This window comes from Pseudomonas sp. Fl5BN2 (assembly GCF_009908205.1).
Taxonomy (GTDB): domain Bacteria; phylum Pseudomonadota; class Gammaproteobacteria; order Pseudomonadales; family Pseudomonadaceae; genus Aquipseudomonas.
In genome coordinates this window covers 160,121-178,863 of sequence record NZ_JAAARL010000017.1, presented here as the reverse complement: position 1 = coordinate 178,863, position 18,743 = coordinate 160,121, and the positions used below count along the sequence as shown (strand labels likewise).

Below are 18,743 nucleotides of genomic sequence, written 5' to 3'. Positions count from 1 at the left end.
CCTCCCGCCCCCACCCTTGGCTCGCTATACCTGTTCAATGAACAGCTGACGCCCGTCTGCTCGCGTCCCCTGCTGGAGGGCCCGGTGCCCCTCAAAAAACCGGCGGACCTGCATCAGCATCTGCTGCTGCACCCGTCCCATGATCAACGGGATTGGCAAACCTGGCTAAAAGCGGCGGGCACGCCACTGAATACCCTGGGCAAGGGCCAGCATTTCGAAACCCTGGACCTGGCGATGTCCGTGGCGTCCCAGGGGACCGGGGTGGCGATTGGCGATTGGGCGTTGATTGGCGACGACCTGAGTGCCGGGCGGCTGGTCATGCCTTTTGAATTGAAGGTGCCGACAGGACAGGCGTACTACCTGGTCTACCCGGAGCGTCCGGGGCCTGCGGCGCAACTGCAGGAGTTGCTTGACTGGCTGGTGGAGCAGGCGCAGCAGCGTTGAAAGGATCGACGCGCTACCGCGCGGCGTAGCGGGGCCTTGCACGTTACCGGGCAAGGCACCCGCTACAGGGTCATCAGTAACCGACAGTGAAGCGCTGGCGAACGTGGGCAGGCTTTTCCACTTCGTCGATCAGGGCAATGGCGTAGTCGGCGAAGGTGATCCAGCTGCGCCCTTCGGCGCTGACCAACAGATCGTCCTGACCCAGGCGGAAATGTCCGGTACGTTCACCGTCGACGAACTCCGCCGAAGGCGAGAGGAAGGTCCAGTCCAGATCCTGCTCCTTGCGCAGGGTGTCGAGGTAGACCCCACCGGCGCTGGCTTCGGCCTTGTACTCCGGCGGGAAGCCGGGGCTGTCGATGACCTTGCTACCACCGGGCAACAGCAGCGAACCGGCACCGCCCACCACTAGCAGGCGCTTGACCCCGGCCTTTTTCACCGGGTCGATGATAGCGCTGGCCGCGATGGTGGAAAAATGCGCAGCACTGATCACCACATCATGACCGGCCACCGCCGCTTGCAGAGCGGCACTGTCGGCCACATCAACATCACGGGTGAGCACACCGGCACGCTGACCGATCTTCGCCGTGTTACGGGCGATGGCGGTGACGCTGTGACCGCGACGCAGGGCTTCTTCCAAGAGTTGGCTACCGGCACGGCCGGTGGCACCAATGATTGCAATCTTGCTCATGACAATTCTCCAGTTGGCTAAGAGAGTACAGAGGCGCCCGCTCCCGACTAGGGAGCGAGTCAAACCGTTTTCACCACTTCATTTCGCCCTTGGCGACCTTGGCGCTCAGCTCCAGGGAGCTGTCCTCGCCCAGGTCCGGGTAACGCTTCTTCATGGCCGCAATCAGTTCTGCGGAATCCTTGGCCTTGGCGGTCTCTTCGTCGAAAGCCTTGATGTAGTCCGCAGTGAAATGCACCGGGGCCAGAGAGCGCGCGCTGTCACCGAGGAAGTGCCCAGGGATCACGGTCTTGGGTTGCAGGCCCTCGATGGTCTTCAGGGTGCTCAACCAGTCCTTATGGGATTGCGCAGTCTGGGTATCGGCCATCCATACATGGATGTTTTCCGCTACCACTACACCACCGACCACCGCCTTGATCGACGGGATCCAGACAAAGCTGCGGTCCGGCTGCTTGCCGTCCAAGCCGATAACCTCGAGCTTCTGCCCCTCCAGGGTCAAGCTGTGCCCATTGAGTACGCTTGGCACAATGGTCTTGGCCGGTACATCGGCACCCATTTTCGGGCCCCAGAAGGCGAGCTTGCCGTCTACGGTGGCCATGATGTGGTCGACCGTCGGCTGCGAGGCCACGACCTTGGCATCCGGGAAGGCAGTGGTCAGGGTCTCGAGGCCAAAGTAGTAGTCCGGATCACCATGGCTGATGTAGATGGTGGTCAGGTGTTTGCCGCTGGCGCGGATCTTGTCTACCAGTTGCTGGGCCTGGGATTTGCCGAACTGGGCATCCACCAGGATCGCGTCCTTCTTGCCGCTGACCAGCACCGAGGTCACCGGGAAAATTGCGTTGGCTCCAGGGTTGTAGACATCCAGTTTCAGGGTTGGCTCGGCGGCCGCCGCATGGGCGGCAAAACCCAGGGTGGCGGTGGCCAACAGCAGGCGTTTGAGTGAGGTGAATCCGATCATGAGGGTAGCTCCAGCATCTGTTGGCGTGGTTGGGGATGGACAAAGCTTAGTTGCCTGAGTCGTTACAAAAAATGCGATGCTTGAACATAGTTTGTTTCTGAAAGCGGGCAAATAATGGATCGTCTCCAAGCAATGCAGGTCTTCGTCACCGTTGTCGACCTGGGCAGCCAGTCGGCCGCTGCCGATCACCTGGACCTGTCGCGACCAGTGGTTTCACGTTATCTCGCGGAACTGGAAGACTGGGTCGGCGCCCGGCTGATGCACCGCACCACGCGCAAGCTCAGCCTGACCGCTGCCGGTGGCGAGATTCTGCCCCGCTGCCGGCAGATGCTGGAGCTGTCGAACGACATGCATGCAGCGGTCGGCGAGCCGGATGATGCGCCCCGCGGGCTGCTGCGCATCAGCGTCAGCACCTCGTTCGGTCAATCACAGCTGGCCGATGCCATGGCCGACTACGTCAAGCGCCATCCGGGAGTCAGCGTCGACCTGCAAATGCTCGATCGCACGGTGAACCTGGTGGATGAACGTATCGATCTGGCAATCCGCACCAGCAACGACCTGGACCCGAATCTGATTGCCCGGCGCCTGACTGTATGCCGCTCAGTGATCTGCGCCTCCCCGGCGTACCTGCAAGAACACCCGGCACCACAGCGCGTGGAAGAGTTGAGCCGACACAACTGCCTGACCCACTCCTACTTCGGCAAGAGCCTGTGGCATTTCGAACAGGACGGTGAACAAGTGTCGGTGCCCGTGCAGGGCAACATCAGTGCCAACGAGGCCAGTACCTTGCTGCGCACTACCATGGCGGGTGCCGGCATCGCCATGCTGCCCAGCTATCAGGCCGGGGAGTACATCAAGCGCGGGGAGCTGGTGCGCCTGCTGAGCAATGCCGAACCGCGCAAGATGAACATGTACGCGGTCTATGCCTCACGTAAGCACATGCCGGCGACCTTGCGCAGCATGCTGGACTTCCTGGTACTCAGGTTTCCCCAGGAACCACGCTGGGACGAAGGTTTGTAGGTAGCCAGGAGCAGATAATTCCGACTCTCGATCCGCCTGCTGGATACCTTGCCACATCGGTCGGACAGCAGTCTGGCGAGCGCCCGCAACTGACCTATGCTGATAACAGTACCCACTTAAAATAAGCGGGTATTGGTTCAGAGGTCTTTGCCATGAACGTTAAAACAAGAAGGTACCTGGCCATTTTCATGACTTGCACCATGACCTTGGCGCTGTACGGTACCGCTGCTTATCGCGTTGAACAGGCCCGTATGCAGCCGCGTAACGACGCCAGTTGTAACCTGGAACACTGCATTCCCCACAACGCCACCCTGAACGCCCTCAGGTGAGTGACGGGGGGCCGGGGTCATTGGCCTGATCGGCCTTCAAGCGGTCCCGAAACACCTTGGGCGAGATCCCTACCCGGCGCCGGAACAGCCGGGTGAAGTTGGTGGGATCGGAAAACCCCAGGTCTGCGGAAATTTCGTAGATGGTCATTCCGGTGTAGGTCAGCAAGCGCTTGGCTTCCAGTAGCTGGCGCTCGTGGATGATCTGCAACGCCGGCTGCCCGGCCAGTTCGCGGCAGGTGCCGTTGAGGTGGGACACCGAGATCCCCAGCCTGTGGGCCAACTCCTCGACCTTCACATGCTCGCGGTAGTGGGTTTCTACCAACTGGATAAACCCGTTGAAGTATTCCCGTGCACGCTGTGGCCGCTGGCTGGCGCTGCTGCGCTGCAAAGCCTGGCGCCCCACCCAGACCACAATCATGCTGACCAGCGCATGCATGAGCATTTCACGAGCCGGTTGCTGCCCCTGGTACTCGTTCTGCAACGCGGCAAACAGCTCGTTCAAATACTCCACATCGCCCCGCGCCGGGTAACTGGCAGACTTCGACAGAGTATTTTCCGCCGCCCCCAACTGAGCTTGCAGATGGCCGACCAGCGGTGCCGCCAAAGTCACCACATAACCTTCGATATCTTCGGAAAAACGAAAGCCGTGGACCGACAACGGCGGCAGGACCTGGACCGCCGACTCGCCCAGCAGAGTCCGCTGGCCTTCGACCTCCAGTTGCGCCTGCCCCCGGCGTACAAACAACAATTGGCACAGATCGGCATGTCGATGGGGTTTGATTTCCCAGTGGTGCTCACGACTGCGCTGGCTGATGGGCTCGCAATGCAGCAGGTCGGGAGTGGGCCACTCCAGGCTTTCGCCATAGAGCTTGAACACGGGAATGGCAGCAAGGGCGGGCTTGTTGATCACTTCAGTCCAGGCCTCAGAGTGACGGACGATCATCGCACCAGTAAGCAAGGTGATCGGATATCCGCCGGGGTGTGTCGCTCAATTGACGGTTTCACCCAGGAAAAATGCAAGTATCGGCAACATCAATACCTAGGCATCCAGTCGCCTTCCAGGAAACCTGCGAAGATTTCGCAGTATACAGAATGCTTCCCATTACGACGTTAAACAAGCATCCAGGCCTGCTCATTCCCGGAACATCCCAAAGACATCCCACTCAGCAAATGCTTGGAAAAGCTTTGACGAAAAACCCTCGCGGACTTCCTTGCAAGACTATCTAGTAGGTACCTATCTAGTACACTGACAAGCATTCCCACCAACCTTGCCCCGGTGGGTCAATCACTGCCCGCAGGTTCTTTCGTGACTCACCTCCCACCGCCTGGCCCGCCAAAACCGGCCATTCGCAGCGTGCTGATCGCCCTGATGCTGGCAATCTTTCTCGGTGCCCTGGACCAGACCATCGTTGCCGTCTCCATGCCGGCCATTTCCGCCCAGTTCAAGGATATCGGCCTGCTGGCGTGGGTAATCTCCGGATACATGGTGGCGATGACCGTTGCCGTGCCCATCTACGGCAAGCTCGGCGACCTCTACGGCCGCCGCCGGCTGATGCTGTTCGGCATGGGCCTGTTCACCCTGGCCTCGTTGTTCTGCGGCCTGGCCCAGAACATGGAGCAACTGGTGCTGGCCCGGATTTTCCAGGGCATCGGTGCCGGCGGCATGATTTCGGTGAGCCAGGCAATCATTGGCGACATCGTTCCCCCTCGGGAGCGCGGCCGGTACCAAGGCTACTTCAGCAGCATGTACGCAGTAGCCAGCGTCGCCGGCCCCGTGCTTGGTGGTTACATGACCCAATTCCTGTCCTGGCGCTGGGTGTTCCTGATCAACCTGCCTCTGGGCCTCGGTGCCTGGTGGGTGGCCCATCGCACCCTGCGGGGGCTGCCGGTGCCGCAACGCAAACCGATCATCGACTACCTCGGCACCCTCCTGCTGATCATCGGCCTGAGCACTCTGTTACTGGGCATCACACAAGTGGGCCAGGGCCACTCATGGCGCAGCGCCGAGGTGCTTGACCTGCTGGCCATCGCGCTCATCGTCCTGGCGCTGTTTGTCTGGCATGAACGCCGGACCCGGGAGCCGCTACTGCCGATGCACCTGTTCGCCAACCGCAATGCGCTGCTGTGCTGGTGCACGATTTTCTTCACCAGCTTCCAGGCTATCTCGCTGATCGTGCTGATGCCCCTGCGCTTTCAAAGCATCACTGGGGCCGGAGCCGACAGCGCCGCCCTGCACCTGCTGCCGCTGGCCATTGGACTGCCCATAGGCGCCTACTGCGCCGGACGCATGACCTCGGTCACCGGACGCTACAAGCCGATGATCCTGGGCGGAGCGCTGCTGATGCCGATATCGATCCTCGGCATGGCCTTGGTACCGCCCCAGACGGTGCTACTCAGCAGCCTGTTCATGCTGCTCTGCGGGATTGCTGGCGGCATGCAGTTTCCCACTTCGCTGGTGGGCACCCAGAACTCAGTGGAACAGCGAGATATCGGGGTTGCCACCAGCACCACCAACCTGTTCCGCGCCCTGGGTGGCGCGGTGGGCGTGGCACTGATGTCGGCACTGCTGCTGGCCTTGCTGCAAGACTCCAGCCTGGCGCATTTGAGCGGCGCCGGGTTGATGAGCGAAGGGCATTCCGGCAATGCCCTGCTGGAAGGCCTGAATGCTGCGCCTGGACCGGCACGAGAGGCCTTGCGGGCCCAATTGCTGCTGACCTTCCAGCACTTGCTGTTGGTCAGTGCCGGGGTTTCCCTGCTGGGACTGGTCGCGGCGATTGCCATGCCCAATCGTTTGCTGCGCGGTCGCGAAGACAAGGCTCGTTGATCGAGCTATTGGCTGGAACCCTGTAGCCGCTAGCGAAGGCTGCGACTACAGGGATAGATCCAGGTTCAGGACTCAATCAAGGGCTGTAATAGCCCACGGCAACCAGCAGGTTCCCGACCTTGCGCAGATAGGCATGCTTGTCCTCGGTCTTCCCGGTCACCGGGTTCTTCCAGCGATAGTCGTACTCCCCCTGATCCTGCCGGGCCATGAGTGCCAGCATCGGCTCCCCGACCGGCTTGCCCTGGGGATCCTTGACCTTGCTGAAGTCGGTATTGAGCAACCGCAGGTTGGTGCCATGGGCCAGGTACCGCCCGCTGTCGAGATCCACCACAAACACATACAGGTCGTCTTCAAGAAACCCGCCCTGCAAGGCATTGATGGCCTTGAGCGTGCCGGGCTGATCCGAACTCAAGGCCGTGGCCGTCCGTTCCAGTAGCGCCTTGGCCTGTTCGGCGGATGCTCGAGGCAAGTAATAACCCACCGCCAGAATACGCTCGCCGATACGCTGGAAATACACGCGTTTGCGCTCGATCTTGCCATCGGCCCAGTTCTGCCAACGGTACTCGGCCTGCTGGATGCCATTGGCCTCGGGGGTCTTCAGCGCGTCCTTGAACGCCTTGCGCAGGTCCGGCCCGAGCACCTCGGACACATCGCGGCCAATCAACACCGACGAAGGGCCGCCACTGGCCAGCATCACGCCCCGGGTATCCACCACGAACACATAGCGATCATGGTCGACAAACTCGCCCTGGCGGCTGAAGGCGGCAAACGCCTTGTCACCCTGATCGTGGTAGTAACCCAGGGCTTTCTCCAGCAGCGCACGGGCTGCCGCGCCGTCATCAGCCACCGGCACGGCCGCCTGAAGCGAGCCGATGCACAACCATAACAGCCAGCCTATCCAGGTAATCTTGTGCTGCAGCCTCATAGCCCACTCCTCGTTCTTGTTGGCGCTTGAGGAGCGTAGATGGCTGCGGGGCATGAGTGAACATTCAGCAGGCGTTGGCGTACCAAAACCTTCCCACGCAGCGCGTGGGAAGGCGGGGCCCTTCAGGGACGGGTGTCGATCTGCTGTTGCAGGTTCTGGATCTGGCTTTGCAGCGTATTGATATTGCGGGTGACCTGGCCACGAAACGCATCGAACTCAGCAGTGCTGGCACCGTTCTGCGCTGCAGCGGGACGGTTATCCTGCTGGCTCTTGAGCACAATCATGTCCTGCTCCAGGCGTTCGATGGCGGCGCTCGGATTACTCTGTTTCTTCAGTGCTGCAAGGTCGGCGCTGAGGCTCTTGAGCTGGGCATCGACCTTGCCGCCATCGGCCTGGGCACTTTTCAGGCTGGCCAGTTCAGCGCTCAAGGCTTTCACCTGGGCCTGCAACTGAGTGCTGGCCGCCTGCTGTTCGGCGGTCTGCGCACTCATCTGCGCCAGGCGCTTGTCCAGATCCGTGGCCTGCCCCGCGACCCCCTGCTGCTGTCGGCCCTGGTCCTGCAAGCGGCTTTCCAGCTGTTTGATCTGCAGCTTCAACGCCTCGCTGTCCGTGGTGACATTGGTCTGGCTGGCCACCACCTTGCCGGAGATGTCCTGCAGTCGCCCTGCCGCCTCTTCACTGATCCTGGCGAAGCTTTCCTGGGTCGCTACCAACTGCTGCTCCATCAGCGAAATCTGCTGGAAGCTCCACCAGGCCAGGCCGATGAAGGCAAAGAACAAGGCACCGACCAGTGCCCACAAAGGGCCAGTGCTGGGGCCTTTGACCTTGACCACCGGTGTACTGCGCGAATGCACGGTGGTGCGCTCGCGGGCACCGCTGGTGGTGGGGAAGACATCGTCATCGAGGGGATCGGCGCGCAGACTTGGAACGTCATCGAAGTCATCGTGTGCATCGTTACGCATGGGGCAACCTTTCTGAACCGCAGTGATGGTTGAATGCGGCGAGTATAAACCGCTAATTCACCCGGCCAATGGACAGGACCGGGCAAACTCGGTTCCTTCTTTGATTTCAGCTGATGTCCTGAGCCTTCCACCAGCTGCAGAATTCATCCAGGGCAGCCCACAGACTGACTTTGGGCTCGTAGCCAAGGTAATGCCGGGCCCGGCTGATATCGAGGGTGAAGTTCTTGTTCATGACCTGCATCCCCAGGCGCGACAGGGTCGGTTCCGGACGTCCCGGCCAGAGCTTGCAGAAGCCCTCATTGAGCGCCGCCACGCTGTAGGCCAGGCCAAAGGAGCGATAACGGGTGACTTGCGGCACCTGCATCTGGCGCATCACGTAGTTGACTACGTCCCACAGTGGCACCGGCGCCCCGTTACTGATGTTGTAGGCCTTGCCCAGGGCCGAACCGCTGGCGTGCAGGCTACTGAACAGGGCCTCGTTGAGGTTGTGCACGCTGGTGAAGTCGACTTTGTTCAAACCATTGCCAACGATGGCCAGGCGGCCCTTGCGCTGCATCTTCAACAGCCGCGGGAAAATGCTCATGTCACCGGCACCCGTGACGAATCGCGGGCGCAGTGCAATCACTTCAAGGCCAAACTCCTGGGCACCGAAGACCTTCTGCTCAGCCAGGTACTTGGTGGCCGCATAAGGGTGCTTGAAGCGCTTGGGCACCTGCTCTTCGGTCAGCCCCAGGTGATCACGGCCGTCGAAATAGATCGACGGCGAGGACAGATGCACCAGCCGCTGTACCCGTTGCTTGAGGCAGGCTTCGACCACGTTCTCGGTGACCAGCACATTGCCTTGATGGAAGTCCTGATAACGCCCCCACAGGCCCACGGCACCGGCGCAATGCACCACGCTGTCGACATCGCGGCACAGTTCGCGCACCAGGCCGGCATCGCTCAAATCCCCCGGGACAAACTCGGCGCCACGGCGCACCAGGTGTTCCGTGGCTTCGGCGCGGCGTCCATTGACCCGCACCTCCAGGCCCTGCTCAAGGGCAAAACGGGCGAAGCGCCCGCCAATGAAGCCGCTTGCGCCGGTAACCAGAATTTTCATGAACGTTCCTAAAAAAAGCAGTGACGAGCGACACGCTACAAGCTGCAAGTTAAAAATCAGAGCGCAAGCTGTCTACCTGCAGCTTGTCGCTTGACGCTTATGGCTGCTCCCAGGGCACCAACCATTGTGCAGATAAACGTGCCAGGTGCTCGGTCAACAACCCCAGCAGTTGTCCGCCGTTGCGCCAATGATGCCAGTACAACGGCACATCGATGGGTTTATCGGGCAAAAGCTCCAACAACAGGCCCCGTTCCAGTTGCTCGCGGACCTGCAGTTCGGGCACCAGTCCCCAGCCGAGCCCCGCTTCGGTCAAGCGGATGAAACCCTCGGAAGAAGGGCACAGATGATGCTCGAAGCCACCATCGACTCCCAGAGACGCCAGGTAGCGATGCTGGAGGAAATCGTCAGGTCCGAACACCAGTGCCGGCGTTCGGGCCAATTGATCGGCGCGTACGCCTTGAGGGAAATGCCGGGCAATGAACGCCGGGCTGGCCAGGGCCCGGTAGCGCATGGCCCCCAGCAATACGCTGCGGGCACCGGCCACCGGACGCTCGCTGGCACACACACACGCCGCCACTTCCCCGGCGCGCATGCGCTTGAGACCCACGGTCTGATCCTCTACCACCAGGTCCAGAAGCAAATGATGTTCGGCACAGAAGTCACTCACGGCTTCGGCCCACCAGGTAGCCAGGCTGTCGGCGTTGAGGGCAATGCGCAAGCGCTCCGGCAAACCCTCTTCGTCCAAAGCCGGCACCAGGCTTTGCAGGTCCCGCTCCAGCAGGCGCACCTGCTGTACATGGTTGAGCAGGCGCCGGCCAATTTCAGTCGGCGCCGGCGGCGTCACCCGCACCAGTACCGGCTGCCCGACCCGGGCCTCCAGCAGTTTGATGCGCTGGGAAATCGCCGACTGCGACAATCCCAGCACTTGGGCTGCCCGTTCAAACCCTGCCTGTTCGATCACCGCAGCCAATGCGGAGAGCAACTTGTAGTCGAACATCAGTTTTCCTAATGAGTGATCAGCACTATTGGTTTTTCTTATACAGCTCGAGACCGGAAAATAGCCAGCGTAAAGCGTCTGCAATGCTACTTCGCTCAAGGATTTTCTTCATGGCTGGTGAAACCTCCCTCGCAACCCTGCTGCGCAGCATGAGCCCGCAGCTCAACGACGGCGAGTATGTGTTCTGTTCCATCACTGAGCGCAGTTTGCTGCAGGACTGTGAGGTGCTTGGCAGCTTTCATGAGCGCGAGGGCCTGACGGTGATAGTCCAGCGCGAGCAGGCCGAACGCCTGGGGCTGAGCTTCGACTACGTGGCCGCCTGGATCACCCTCAACGTGCATTCGGCTCTGGAGGCCGTGGGCCTGACAGCGGCCTTTGCCGGCGCCCTGGGCCAGGCCGGGATCAGTTGCAACGTGATCGCCGGCTACTACCACGATCATCTGTTTGTCGGTCAGGCGGATGCCGGACGGGCCATGGCCGTGCTGCAACGACTGGCCGCCGGCGAGGAGCAATAATCATGTGGCAAAGCTATGTAAACGGTCTCTTGGTGGCCGCTGGCCTGATCATGGCGATCGGCACTCAGAACGCCTTCGTCCTGGCCCAGAGCCTGCGCCGTGAGCACCACCTGCCGGTGGCGGCGCTGTGCGTCATCTGCGATGCACTGCTGGTAGCCGCCGGCGTATTCGGCCTAGCCACCGTGCTCACCCAGAGCCCGACATTGCTAGCCGTGGCCCGCTGGGGTGGTGCCGCGTTCCTGATCTGGTACGGCGCCCAGGCATTGCGTCGGGCCTGCTCGAAACAAAGCCTGCAACAGGGCGACGGCCAGGCCGTGCGTTCACTGCGTGCAGTGATGCTCAGCGCCCTGGCAGTGACCCTGCTCAACCCCCATGTCTACCTGGACACGGTGCTGCTGATCGGCTCGCTGGGGGCACAACAGACCGAGCCCGGGGCCTACGTGATAGGGGCCGCCAGCGCTTCGTTGCTGTGGTTTTTCACCCTGGCCCTGGGCGCCGCCTGGCTGGCGCCGTGGCTGGCGCGTCCCAGTACCTGGAGGATTCTCGACCTGCTGGTAGCGGTGATGATGTTCAGCGTGGCATTGCAACTGATCAGCGCGGCGTGACTTATTCCAAAAGGCTCTGGAACCTCTATTCCACACAGTTGTTGCGTGGTTATGCCGCACCCCCGGTGCTATGATCCGAACCCTGCGCCGCAAAGAGTACAAACTCCCCGGCGCTTGTCTGGCCGCCCGTGATCGGCCTTGCGCTCACCGCAACTGACCTGATTAGGAGAATCATCATGGCTTTCGAATTGCCGCCGCTGCCCTATGCACACGACGCCCTGCAGCCGCACATTTCCAAGGAAACCCTGGAATACCACCACGACAAGCACCACAACACCTACGTCGTGAACCTGAACAACCTGGTGCCAGGCACCGAGTTCGAAGGCAAGACCCTGGAAGAGATCGTCAAAACCTCTTCGGGCGGTATCTTCAACAACGCCGCTCAGGTCTGGAACCACACTTTCTACTGGAACTGCCTGGCGCCAAACGCCGGCGGTCAACCTACCGGCGCACTGGCTGAGGCAATCAACGCCGCTTTCGGTTCGTTCGACAAGTTCAAAGAAGAATTCACCAAGACTTCCGTCGGCACCTTCGGTTCCGGCTGGGGCTGGCTGGTGAAAAAGGCTGACGGTTCCCTGGCTCTGGCCAGCACCATCGGCGCCGGCAACCCGCTGACCAGTGGCGACACCCCGCTGCTGACCTGCGACGTCTGGGAACACGCTTACTACATCGACTACCGCAACGTTCGTCCCAAGTACGTCGAAGCGTTCTGGAACCTGGTCAACTGGAAATTCGTGGCTGAGCAGTTCGAAGGCAAGAACTTCGTCGCTTAAGTCCGTTTGCAGTGCAAAGAACCCGGCCTGGCCGGGTTTTTTTTGCCTTTGACAAAGCCGGGATCTTGTCCCGCCGAACTGACGCGCTAAGATTCATTGCAGTTAAAAATCATCGCCGCCCCTCAAGTTGCAAGGCGTCGCTACCGACACACTACCCACAGCTAGAGCAATCCTGAATCTGATCACCCGGGCCTGGCCCGCAGACGTCCTGTTCTCGGCACTAATGTCACTTTGACGGCCATCACGGGATTGCCAATACTCATGGCAACTTGACGCTACACGCACGGAACAAGGAATAACCCTTTGAAGCTGGAACTCAAAAACAGCTTGTCGGTGAAGTTGCTCCGGGTTGTGCTGCTGTCGGCACTGATAGTGGGCGTGGTCCTGAGCTGCGCACAGATAGTCTTCGATGCCTACAAGACTCAGCAGGCGGTCGCTAACGATGCCCAACGCATTCTCGACATGTTTCGCGACCCATCGACACAGGCGGTCTACAGCCTCGACCGGGAAATGGGCATGCAGGTCATCGAAGGCCTGTTCCAGGACGATGCGGTGCGCATGGCTTCAATCGGCCACCCCAACGAAACCATGCTCGCGGAAAAGTCCCGCGACCTGCAGAAATCTTCCAGTCGCTGGCTGACCGACCCGATCCTCGGCCAGGAACGGACCTTCACTACCCAATTGGTCGGTCGCGGGCCCTATAGCGAGTATTACGGCGACCTGAGCATCACCCTCGACACTGCCACCTATGGCCAAGGCTTTATTGTCAGCTCGGTGATCATCTTCATTTCAGGGGTCCTGCGCGCCCTGGCCATGGGCCTGGTGCTGTACCTGGTCTATCACTGGCTACTGACCAAACCGCTGTCGCGGATTATCGAGCACCTGACCAACATCAACCCCGACCGCCCCAGCGAACACCAACTGCCGCTGCTCAAGGGCCACGAAAAGAACGAACTGGGGATCTGGATCAACACCGCCAACCAATTGCTGGCGTCCATCGAACGCAATACCCACCTGCGCCACGAAGCAGAAAACAGCCTGTTGCGCATGGCCCAATACGACTTCCTCACCGGCTTGCCGAACCGCCAGCAGTTGCAACAACAACTGGACAAGATCCTGGTGGACGCTGGGCGCCTGCAACGCCGAGTGGCGGTGCTCTGCGTCGGCCTGGATGACTTCAAGGGTATCAACGAACAGTTCAGCTACCAGACCGGCGATCAACTGCTGCTAGCCCTGGCTGATCGCCTGCGCGGCCACAGCGGCCGCCTCGGTGCCCTGGCACGCCTGGGAGGCGATCAGTTCGCCCTGGTCCAGGCCGACATCGAACAACCGTATGAAGCTGCGGAACTGGCGCAGAGCATTCTTGATGACCTGGAAGCCACCTTCGCCCTCGATCTCCAGGAAATCCGCCTGCGTGCCACCATCGGCATCACCCTATTTCCGGAAGACGGCGACAGCACCGAAAAACTCCTGCAAAAAGCCGAACAGACCATGACCCTGGCCAAGAGCCGGTCACGCAACCGTTATCAGTTCTACATCGCCAGCGTCGACAGCGAGATGCGTCGTCGCCGAGAGCTGGAAAAGGACCTACGCGATGCCCTGGCCCGGGATCAGTTCTTTCTCGTCTATCAACCGCAGATCAGCTATCGCGACCACCGGGTGGTCGGCGTCGAAGCACTGATCCGCTGGCAACACCCGGAACACGGCCTGGTGCCGCCGGACCTGTTCATTCCGCTGGCGGAGCAGAACGGCACCATCATCGCCATCGGCGAGTGGGTGCTGGACCAAGCCTGCCGCCAACTGCGCGAATGGCACGACATGGGCTTCAGCGACCTGCGCATGGCGGTCAACCTGTCCACGGTACAGCTGCACCACGCTGAACTGCCGCGGGTGGTCAACAACCTGCTGCAGATCTATCGCCTGCCGCCCCGCAGCCTGGAACTGGAAGTCACCGAAACCGGCCTGATGGAAGACATCAGTACCGCGGCCCAACACCTGCTGAGTCTGCGACGCTCCGGCGCGTTGATCGCCATCGACGACTTCGGCACCGGCTACTCGTCCCTGAGTTACCTGAAGAGTCTGCCTCTGGACAAGATCAAGATCGACAAGAGCTTCGTCCAGGACCTGCTGGATGATGATGACGATGCAACCATCGTCCGCGCCATCATCCAGCTGGGCAAAAGCCTGGGCATGCAAGTGATCGCCGAGGGCGTGGAAACCCCTGAGCAAGAGGCCTATATCATCTCCGAAGGCTGCCATGAAGGTCAGGGCTATCACTACAGCAAACCTTTGCCGGCACGGGAATTGAGCGCTTATCTGAAACAGGCGCAGCGCAGCAACGCGGCGATCCTTTGAAAAAGGCATTGCGCTGGCCGCCTTGACTCAGCGCAATCGCCTGTTGAACAAGAAATATTTACCGGCACAAGCCTTTACACATAATGCAAATCTTTCGCATTATGTCGCAGCTTTTACGCGCCCCCGCGCCGTCCACCCCCCTCTCGAAGCAGGATGTTCGCCATGATTCGTATGCCTCTGGCTACCGCCAGTCTGTTGGCCATCGCTATTTCCCTCGCCGGCTGTGGCGAAGGCAAAGACGACAAGGCTACCGCTCAAGCGCCGACCCCGGCCACCAGCTCCGCCACCCCAGCGACTGATGCTGCCGGCAAGCTCGACGAGGCTGCCGCCAAGGCCGTGGTGGCGCATTACGCCGACATGGTGTTTGCCGTCTACAGCGATTCCGAATCCACTGCCAAGACCCTGCAAAGCGCCATCGATGCCTTCCTCGCCAAGCCCAACGACGAGACCCTGAACGCCGCCAAGGCTGCCTGGGTTGCCGCTCGCGTGCCATACCTGCAGAGCGAAGTGTTCCGCTTCGGCAACACCATCATCGATGACTGGGAAGGCCAGGTGAACGCCTGGCCGCTGGACGAGGGTCTGATCGACTACGTCGACAAGAGCTACGAACACGCATTGGGCAACCCCGGCGCCACCGCCAACATCATCGCCAACACCGAGATCCAGGTCGGCGAAGACAAGATCGACGTGAAAGACATCACCCCGGAAAAACTCGCCAGCCTCAATGAGCTGGGCGGGGCCGAGGCCAACGTCGCCACCGGCTACCACGCCATCGAATTCCTGCTCTGGGGCCAAGACCTCAACGGCACCGGCCCTGGCGCCGGCGCACGCCCGGCCTCCGACTACCTGGAAGGTGCCGGTGCCACTGGTGGCCACAACGATCGTCGCCGTGCCTACCTGAAAGCCGTGACCCAGCTGCTGGTCAACGACCTGGAAGAGATGGTCGGCAACTGGAAACCGGACGTGGCCGACAACTACCGCGCCACCCTGGAAGCCGAACCGGCCGAAACCGGCCTGCGCAAGATGCTGTTCGGCATGGGCAGCCTGTCCCTGGGCGAGCTGGCCGGCGAGCGGATGAAGGTGTCCCTGGAAGCCAACTCCCCGGAAGACGAGCAGGACTGCTTCAGCGACAACACCCACAACTCGCACTTCTACGACGCCAAGGGCATCCGCAACGTCTACCTGGGCGAGTACACCCGTACCGACGGCAGCAAGATGAGCGGCGCCAGCCTGTCGTCCCTGGTGGCCAAGGCCGATCCGGCCGCCGACGCTGCCCTGAAAGCCGATCTGGCGGCTACCGAAGCCAAGATCCAGGTCATGGTCGACCACGCCAAAAAGGGTGAGCACTACGACCAACTGATCGCTGCAGGCAACGAATCCGGCAACCAGATCGTGCGCGACGCCATCGCCGCCCTGGTCAAGCAGACCGGTTCGATCGAGCAGGCCGCAGGCAAGCTGGGCATCAGCGACCTGAACCCGGACAACGCCGATCACGAATTCTGATCAGCCTTGCACCCAGCAGAAAGGCGACCTTCGGGTCGCCTTTTTTGTGCCTGCTGCGTGCCCTCGCCATGGCCAAGGAGTGTGCGTTGCCTTTGCAGCGCAGCCCCCGGCGAGCTTGTCCTGGGTCAAACCAAACGATAATTCCTCTTATTCAATCCAGGCTGCCCTGTTAGACTTTGCACCCTTGTTTTGCTCGTCTTGCAGGATGTCCGATGCCCTCGTTGCCGCTTCGCTGGTCCGCTCTGTTCATGGCCCTGGGCCTGAGTGCCTGCGATGACGCTCCGCGCTTTACCCAGGCCGAACCTGGAGAAGCCCGCGCCGGCGGTACGACAACCGTCAACAAGACGGATCGCAATGCCTTTTCCCTGCCCTCGGCCAACCTCGCGCCCACCCGACGCCTGGATTTCAGTGTTGGCAACAGCTTCTTCCGTAGCCCCTGGGTGATCGCGCCCTCCACCACCACCGCTCGTGATGGCCTGGGCCCGCTGTTCAATACCAACGCCTGCCAGAACTGCCACATCAAGGATGGTCGCGGGCATCCACCCACGGCGCAGGCCCTGAACGCTGTCTCGATGCTGGTACGCCTGTCGATCCCCGATGACCCGGCCTACGCCAAGCTCATCGAGCAAGTCGGCGTCCTGCCGGAACCGGTATACGGCGGCCAGTTGCAGGACATGGCCATTCCCGGGGTCGCCCCTGAAGGCCGGGTGCGGGTGAGCTACGACCCGGTGCCGGTACGTTTCAAGGACGGCACCCTGGTGGAGTTGCGTAAACCGAAACTGCAGATCACCGACCTGGGCTACGGCCCGATGCATCCGGACACGCTATTCTCGGCCCGGGTCGCGCCACCGATGATTGGCCTCGGACTGCTCGAAGCCATTCCCGAAGAAGCGATCCTGGCCAACGCCCAGCCTGGCACCGGCACGAAAAACGCCATTGCCGGACGACCCAACTGGGTCTGGGATGATGCACAACAGAAGACCGTGCTCGGGCGCTTTGGCTGGAAAGCCGGGCAACCCAACCTCAATCAACAAAATGTTCACGCGTTTTCTGGTGATATGGGCCTGACCACCAGCCTGAGACCCTTCGATGACTGCACCGATGCCCAGAACGCCTGCAAGCAGGCCCCCAATGGCAATGGCCCGGACGGCGAAGCGGAAGTCAGCGACAACATCCTGCGCCTGGTGCTGTTCTACACCCGCAACCTCGCAGTGCCGGCACGCCGTGACGTCAGTTCGTCGCCAGTCCTGGCCGGCAAGAACCTGTTCTTCCAGGCAGGTTGCCAGTCATGCCACACCCCAAGCTTTACCACTGCGGCCAATGCCGCGGAACCCGAACTGGCCAACCAAGTGATACGCCCTTACAGCGACCTGCTGCTACATGACATGGGTGAAGGCCTGGCCGACCACCGCGCCGAGTTCAAGGCCAGTGGTCGTGATTGGCGCACTGCGCCTCTGTGGGGCATCGGCCTGACCGAAACGGTCAGCGGTCACACTCAGTTCCTCCATGACGGTCGCGCCCGCAATCTGATGGAAGCCGTGCTGTGGCATGGCGGCGAGGCCGAGGGTGCGAAACAACAGGTACTGGCCTTCAATGCCGAACAGCGCGCTGCGTTGCTGGCATTTCTGAATTCTCTATAACGCTCGACTCATTTGCTTTCTCCACAATAAAAGGGAGCCCGAACATGTTCCGCCCCAAACTGCTCTTCACCAGCCTTGCCGCACTCGCTTTAGGCGCCTGCTCACCCCAGGATCCACAAGCGGTGACCTCGGCAGCCATCGCCAAGCAGGTGATCCTGCCGACCTACAGCCGCTGGGTCGACGCTGATCGCCAACTGGCCATCAGCGCCCTGGCCTTCTGCGAAGGCAAGGAAAACCTGGACACCGCCCGTGCCGACTTCCTCCACGCGCAAAAAGCCTGGGCCGAGTTGCAACCCCTGCTGATTGGCCCACTGGCCGAAGGCAACCGCTCCTGGCAGGTGCAGTTCTGGCCGGACAAGAAAAATCTGGTGGGGCGCCAGGTCGAGCAGTTGGTCACCGCCAACCCGCAGATCGACGCCGCCGCCCTGGCCAAGTCCAGTGTCGTGGTCCAGGGCCTGTCGGCCTACGAGTACATCCTCTTCGACAGCAAGATCGACATGGCCGACAGCGCGCAGAAAGCCCGCTACTGCCCGCTGCTGACCGCCATCGGTGAACGCCAGAAGCAACTGGCCGAAGAGATCCTGTCGAGCTGGAACACCAACGACGGCATGCTCGCGCAGATGAGCAAGTTCCCCAACCAGCGCTACGCCGACTCCCATGAAGCCATCGCCGATCTGCTGCGGGTTCAGGTCACAGCCCTGGATACCCTGAAGAAGAAACTCGGCACGCCAATGGGCCGCCAGACCAAGGGCATTCCACAGCCATTCCAGGCCGATGCCTGGCGCAGTCAGTCTTCCCTGCAAGGTTTGGAGGCCAGCCTCAGCGCCGCCCAGACCGTGTGGGCCGGGGTTGATAACAAAGGCCTGCGCGGCCTGCTGTCGGCCGATCAGAAGCCCCTGGCCGAGAAGATCGACGCCGCCTACGCCGCGTCGCTGAAACTCTTTGCCAGCACCCAACGCTCGCTGAGCGAAATGCTCGGTGACGACGCCGGACGCCAGCAACTCAACGATCTGTATGACAGCCTCAACGTGGTTCATCGCCTGCACGAAGGTGAGTTGGCCAAGGCGCTGGGCATCCAACTGGGCTTCAACGCCAACGACGGTGACTGA

General features: G+C 61.2%; 18 protein-coding genes. 11 read left to right on the top strand and 7 right to left on the bottom strand.

What is annotated here, in order from left to right; all coding sequences use genetic code 11:
* A partial coding sequence (locus tag GV819_RS23285) for a LysR substrate-binding domain-containing protein (protein ID WP_256667568.1) occupies positions 1-444 on the top strand: 444 nt, incomplete at its 5' end.
* Positions 445-517: 73 nt separating this feature from the next.
* Here GV819_RS23285 and GV819_RS23280 read toward each other — a convergent pair.
* Together GV819_RS23280 and GV819_RS23275 are read right to left on the bottom strand one after the other, a co-directional pair.
* Positions 518-1,132, bottom strand: a complete 615-nt coding sequence (locus GV819_RS23280; protein WP_161758391.1) for an NAD(P)-dependent oxidoreductase — start codon at positions 1,130-1,132, stop codon at positions 518-520.
* Between the two features lie 70 nt (positions 1,133-1,202).
* Entirely contained in the window at positions 1,203-2,087 is an 885-nt protein-coding gene (locus GV819_RS23275) for an MBL fold metallo-hydrolase (protein WP_161758390.1), read from the bottom strand.
* Between the two features lie 114 nt (positions 2,088-2,201).
* Here GV819_RS23275 and GV819_RS23270 point away from each other — a divergent pair, with 114 nt between their 5' ends.
* Together GV819_RS23270 and GV819_RS32975 are read left to right on the top strand one after the other, a co-directional pair.
* Entirely contained in the window at positions 2,202-3,107 is a 906-nt protein-coding gene (locus tag GV819_RS23270; RefSeq protein ID WP_161758389.1) for a LysR family transcriptional regulator, read from the top strand.
* A gap of 152 nt (positions 3,108-3,259) precedes the next feature.
* A complete protein-coding gene (locus tag GV819_RS32975; RefSeq protein WP_178124819.1) occupies positions 3,260-3,436 on the top strand; it encodes a hypothetical protein in 177 nt (58 codons plus the stop codon).
* Here GV819_RS32975 and GV819_RS23265 read toward each other — a convergent pair.
* A complete protein-coding gene (locus GV819_RS23265) occupies positions 3,429-4,343 on the bottom strand; it encodes a helix-turn-helix domain-containing protein (RefSeq protein WP_161758395.1) in 915 nt (304 codons plus the stop codon). The genes GV819_RS32975 and GV819_RS23265 overlap by 8 nt on opposite strands.
* A 462-nt stretch (positions 4,344-4,805) precedes the next feature.
* On the opposite strand from GV819_RS23265, the gene GV819_RS23260 reads away from it, so the two are divergent.
* Entirely contained in the window at positions 4,806-6,260 is a 1,455-nt protein-coding gene (locus tag GV819_RS23260) for an MDR family MFS transporter (RefSeq protein ID WP_434738441.1), read from the top strand.
* A gap of 76 nt (positions 6,261-6,336) precedes the next feature.
* On the opposite strand, the gene GV819_RS23255 is transcribed toward GV819_RS23260, so the two are convergent.
* The 4 genes from GV819_RS23255 to GV819_RS23240 form a co-directional block, all read right to left on the bottom strand.
* A complete protein-coding gene (locus GV819_RS23255) occupies positions 6,337-7,185 on the bottom strand; it encodes a cache domain-containing protein (RefSeq protein WP_161758387.1) in 849 nt (282 codons plus the stop codon).
* A gap of 122 nt (positions 7,186-7,307) precedes the next feature.
* A complete protein-coding gene (locus GV819_RS23250) occupies positions 7,308-8,147 on the bottom strand; it encodes an ATPase (protein WP_161758386.1) in 840 nt (279 codons plus the stop codon).
* Positions 8,148-8,253: 106 nt separating this feature from the next.
* Entirely contained in the window at positions 8,254-9,246 is a 993-nt protein-coding gene (locus GV819_RS23245) for an NAD-dependent epimerase/dehydratase family protein (RefSeq protein WP_161758385.1), read from the bottom strand.
* 97 nt (positions 9,247-9,343) lie between these two features.
* Positions 9,344-10,243 carry a LysR family transcriptional regulator ArgP gene (locus GV819_RS23240; protein ID WP_161758384.1) on the bottom strand — a complete coding sequence of 300 codons (900 nt, stop codon included), beginning with the start codon at positions 10,241-10,243 and terminating at the stop codon, positions 9,344-9,346.
* Between the two features lie 110 nt (positions 10,244-10,353).
* Between GV819_RS23240 and GV819_RS23235 the strand changes: the two genes are divergently transcribed.
* From GV819_RS23235 to GV819_RS23205, 7 genes are all read left to right on the top strand, one after another.
* Positions 10,354-10,758, top strand: a complete 405-nt coding sequence (locus GV819_RS23235; protein ID WP_161758383.1) for an ACT domain-containing protein — start codon at positions 10,354-10,356, stop codon at positions 10,756-10,758.
* A gap of 2 nt (positions 10,759-10,760) precedes the next feature.
* Positions 10,761-11,363 (top strand): LysE/ArgO family amino acid transporter, encoded by a 603-nt coding sequence (locus tag GV819_RS23230; RefSeq protein ID WP_161758382.1) that lies wholly within the window; start codon positions 10,761-10,763, stop codon positions 11,361-11,363.
* A 176-nt stretch (positions 11,364-11,539) separates the two neighbouring features.
* On the top strand, positions 11,540-12,136 hold the full coding sequence (locus GV819_RS23225) for a superoxide dismutase (RefSeq protein ID WP_011063080.1): 597 nt from the start codon (positions 11,540-11,542) through the stop codon (positions 12,134-12,136).
* A 303-nt stretch (positions 12,137-12,439) separates the two neighbouring features.
* The gene (locus tag GV819_RS23220) at positions 12,440-14,491 is read left to right on the top strand and encodes a putative bifunctional diguanylate cyclase/phosphodiesterase (RefSeq protein ID WP_161758381.1); all 2,052 of its coding nucleotides are present in this window, start codon (positions 12,440-12,442) and stop codon (positions 14,489-14,491) included.
* 162 nt (positions 14,492-14,653) lie between these two features.
* A complete protein-coding gene (locus GV819_RS23215) occupies positions 14,654-15,994 on the top strand; it encodes an imelysin family protein (RefSeq protein WP_161758380.1) in 1,341 nt (446 codons plus the stop codon).
* A gap of 212 nt (positions 15,995-16,206) precedes the next feature.
* Positions 16,207-17,634, top strand: coding sequence for a di-heme oxidoredictase family protein (locus GV819_RS23210; protein WP_161758379.1), 1,428 nt, complete (start codon positions 16,207-16,209; stop codon positions 17,632-17,634).
* 44 nt (positions 17,635-17,678) lie between these two features.
* Positions 17,679-18,743 (top strand): imelysin family protein, encoded by a 1,065-nt coding sequence (locus tag GV819_RS23205; RefSeq protein ID WP_161758378.1) that lies wholly within the window; start codon positions 17,679-17,681, stop codon positions 18,741-18,743.

Bases quoted from the DNA above. Each gene is read 5' to 3' on its own strand.
- GV819_RS23210 (WP_161758379.1), top strand. From the start codon at position 16,207: ATGCCCTCGTTGCCGCTTCGCTGGTCCGCTCTGTTCATGGCCCTGGGC.
- GV819_RS23230 (WP_161758382.1), top strand. From the start codon at position 10,761: ATGTGGCAAAGCTATGTAAACGGTCTCTTGGTGGCCGCTGGCCTGATC.
- GV819_RS23215 (WP_161758380.1), top strand. From the start codon at position 14,654: ATGATTCGTATGCCTCTGGCTACCGCCAGTCTGTTGGCCATCGCTATT.
- GV819_RS23280 (WP_161758391.1), bottom strand. From the start codon at position 1,132: ATGAGCAAGATTGCAATCATTGGTGCCACCGGCCGTGCCGGTAGCCAA.
- GV819_RS32975 (WP_178124819.1), top strand. From the start codon at position 3,260: ATGAACGTTAAAACAAGAAGGTACCTGGCCATTTTCATGACTTGCACC.
- GV819_RS23245 (WP_161758385.1), bottom strand. From the start codon at position 9,246: ATGAAAATTCTGGTTACCGGCGCAAGCGGCTTCATTGGCGGGCGCTTC.
- GV819_RS23255 (WP_161758387.1), bottom strand. From the start codon at position 7,185: ATGAGGCTGCAGCACAAGATTACCTGGATAGGCTGGCTGTTATGGTTG.
- GV819_RS23260 (WP_434738441.1), top strand. From the start codon at position 4,806: ATGCTGGCAATCTTTCTCGGTGCCCTGGACCAGACCATCGTTGCCGTC.
- GV819_RS23205 (WP_161758378.1), top strand. From the start codon at position 17,679: ATGTTCCGCCCCAAACTGCTCTTCACCAGCCTTGCCGCACTCGCTTTA.
- GV819_RS23270 (WP_161758389.1), top strand. From the start codon at position 2,202: ATGGATCGTCTCCAAGCAATGCAGGTCTTCGTCACCGTTGTCGACCTG.
- GV819_RS23275 (WP_161758390.1), bottom strand. From the start codon at position 2,087: ATGATCGGATTCACCTCACTCAAACGCCTGCTGTTGGCCACCGCCACC.
- GV819_RS23250 (WP_161758386.1), bottom strand. From the start codon at position 8,147: ATGCGTAACGATGCACACGATGACTTCGATGACGTTCCAAGTCTGCGC.
- GV819_RS23240 (WP_161758384.1), bottom strand. From the start codon at position 10,243: ATGTTCGACTACAAGTTGCTCTCCGCATTGGCTGCGGTGATCGAACAG.
- GV819_RS23235 (WP_161758383.1), top strand. From the start codon at position 10,354: ATGGCTGGTGAAACCTCCCTCGCAACCCTGCTGCGCAGCATGAGCCCG.
- GV819_RS23225 (WP_011063080.1), top strand. From the start codon at position 11,540: ATGGCTTTCGAATTGCCGCCGCTGCCCTATGCACACGACGCCCTGCAG.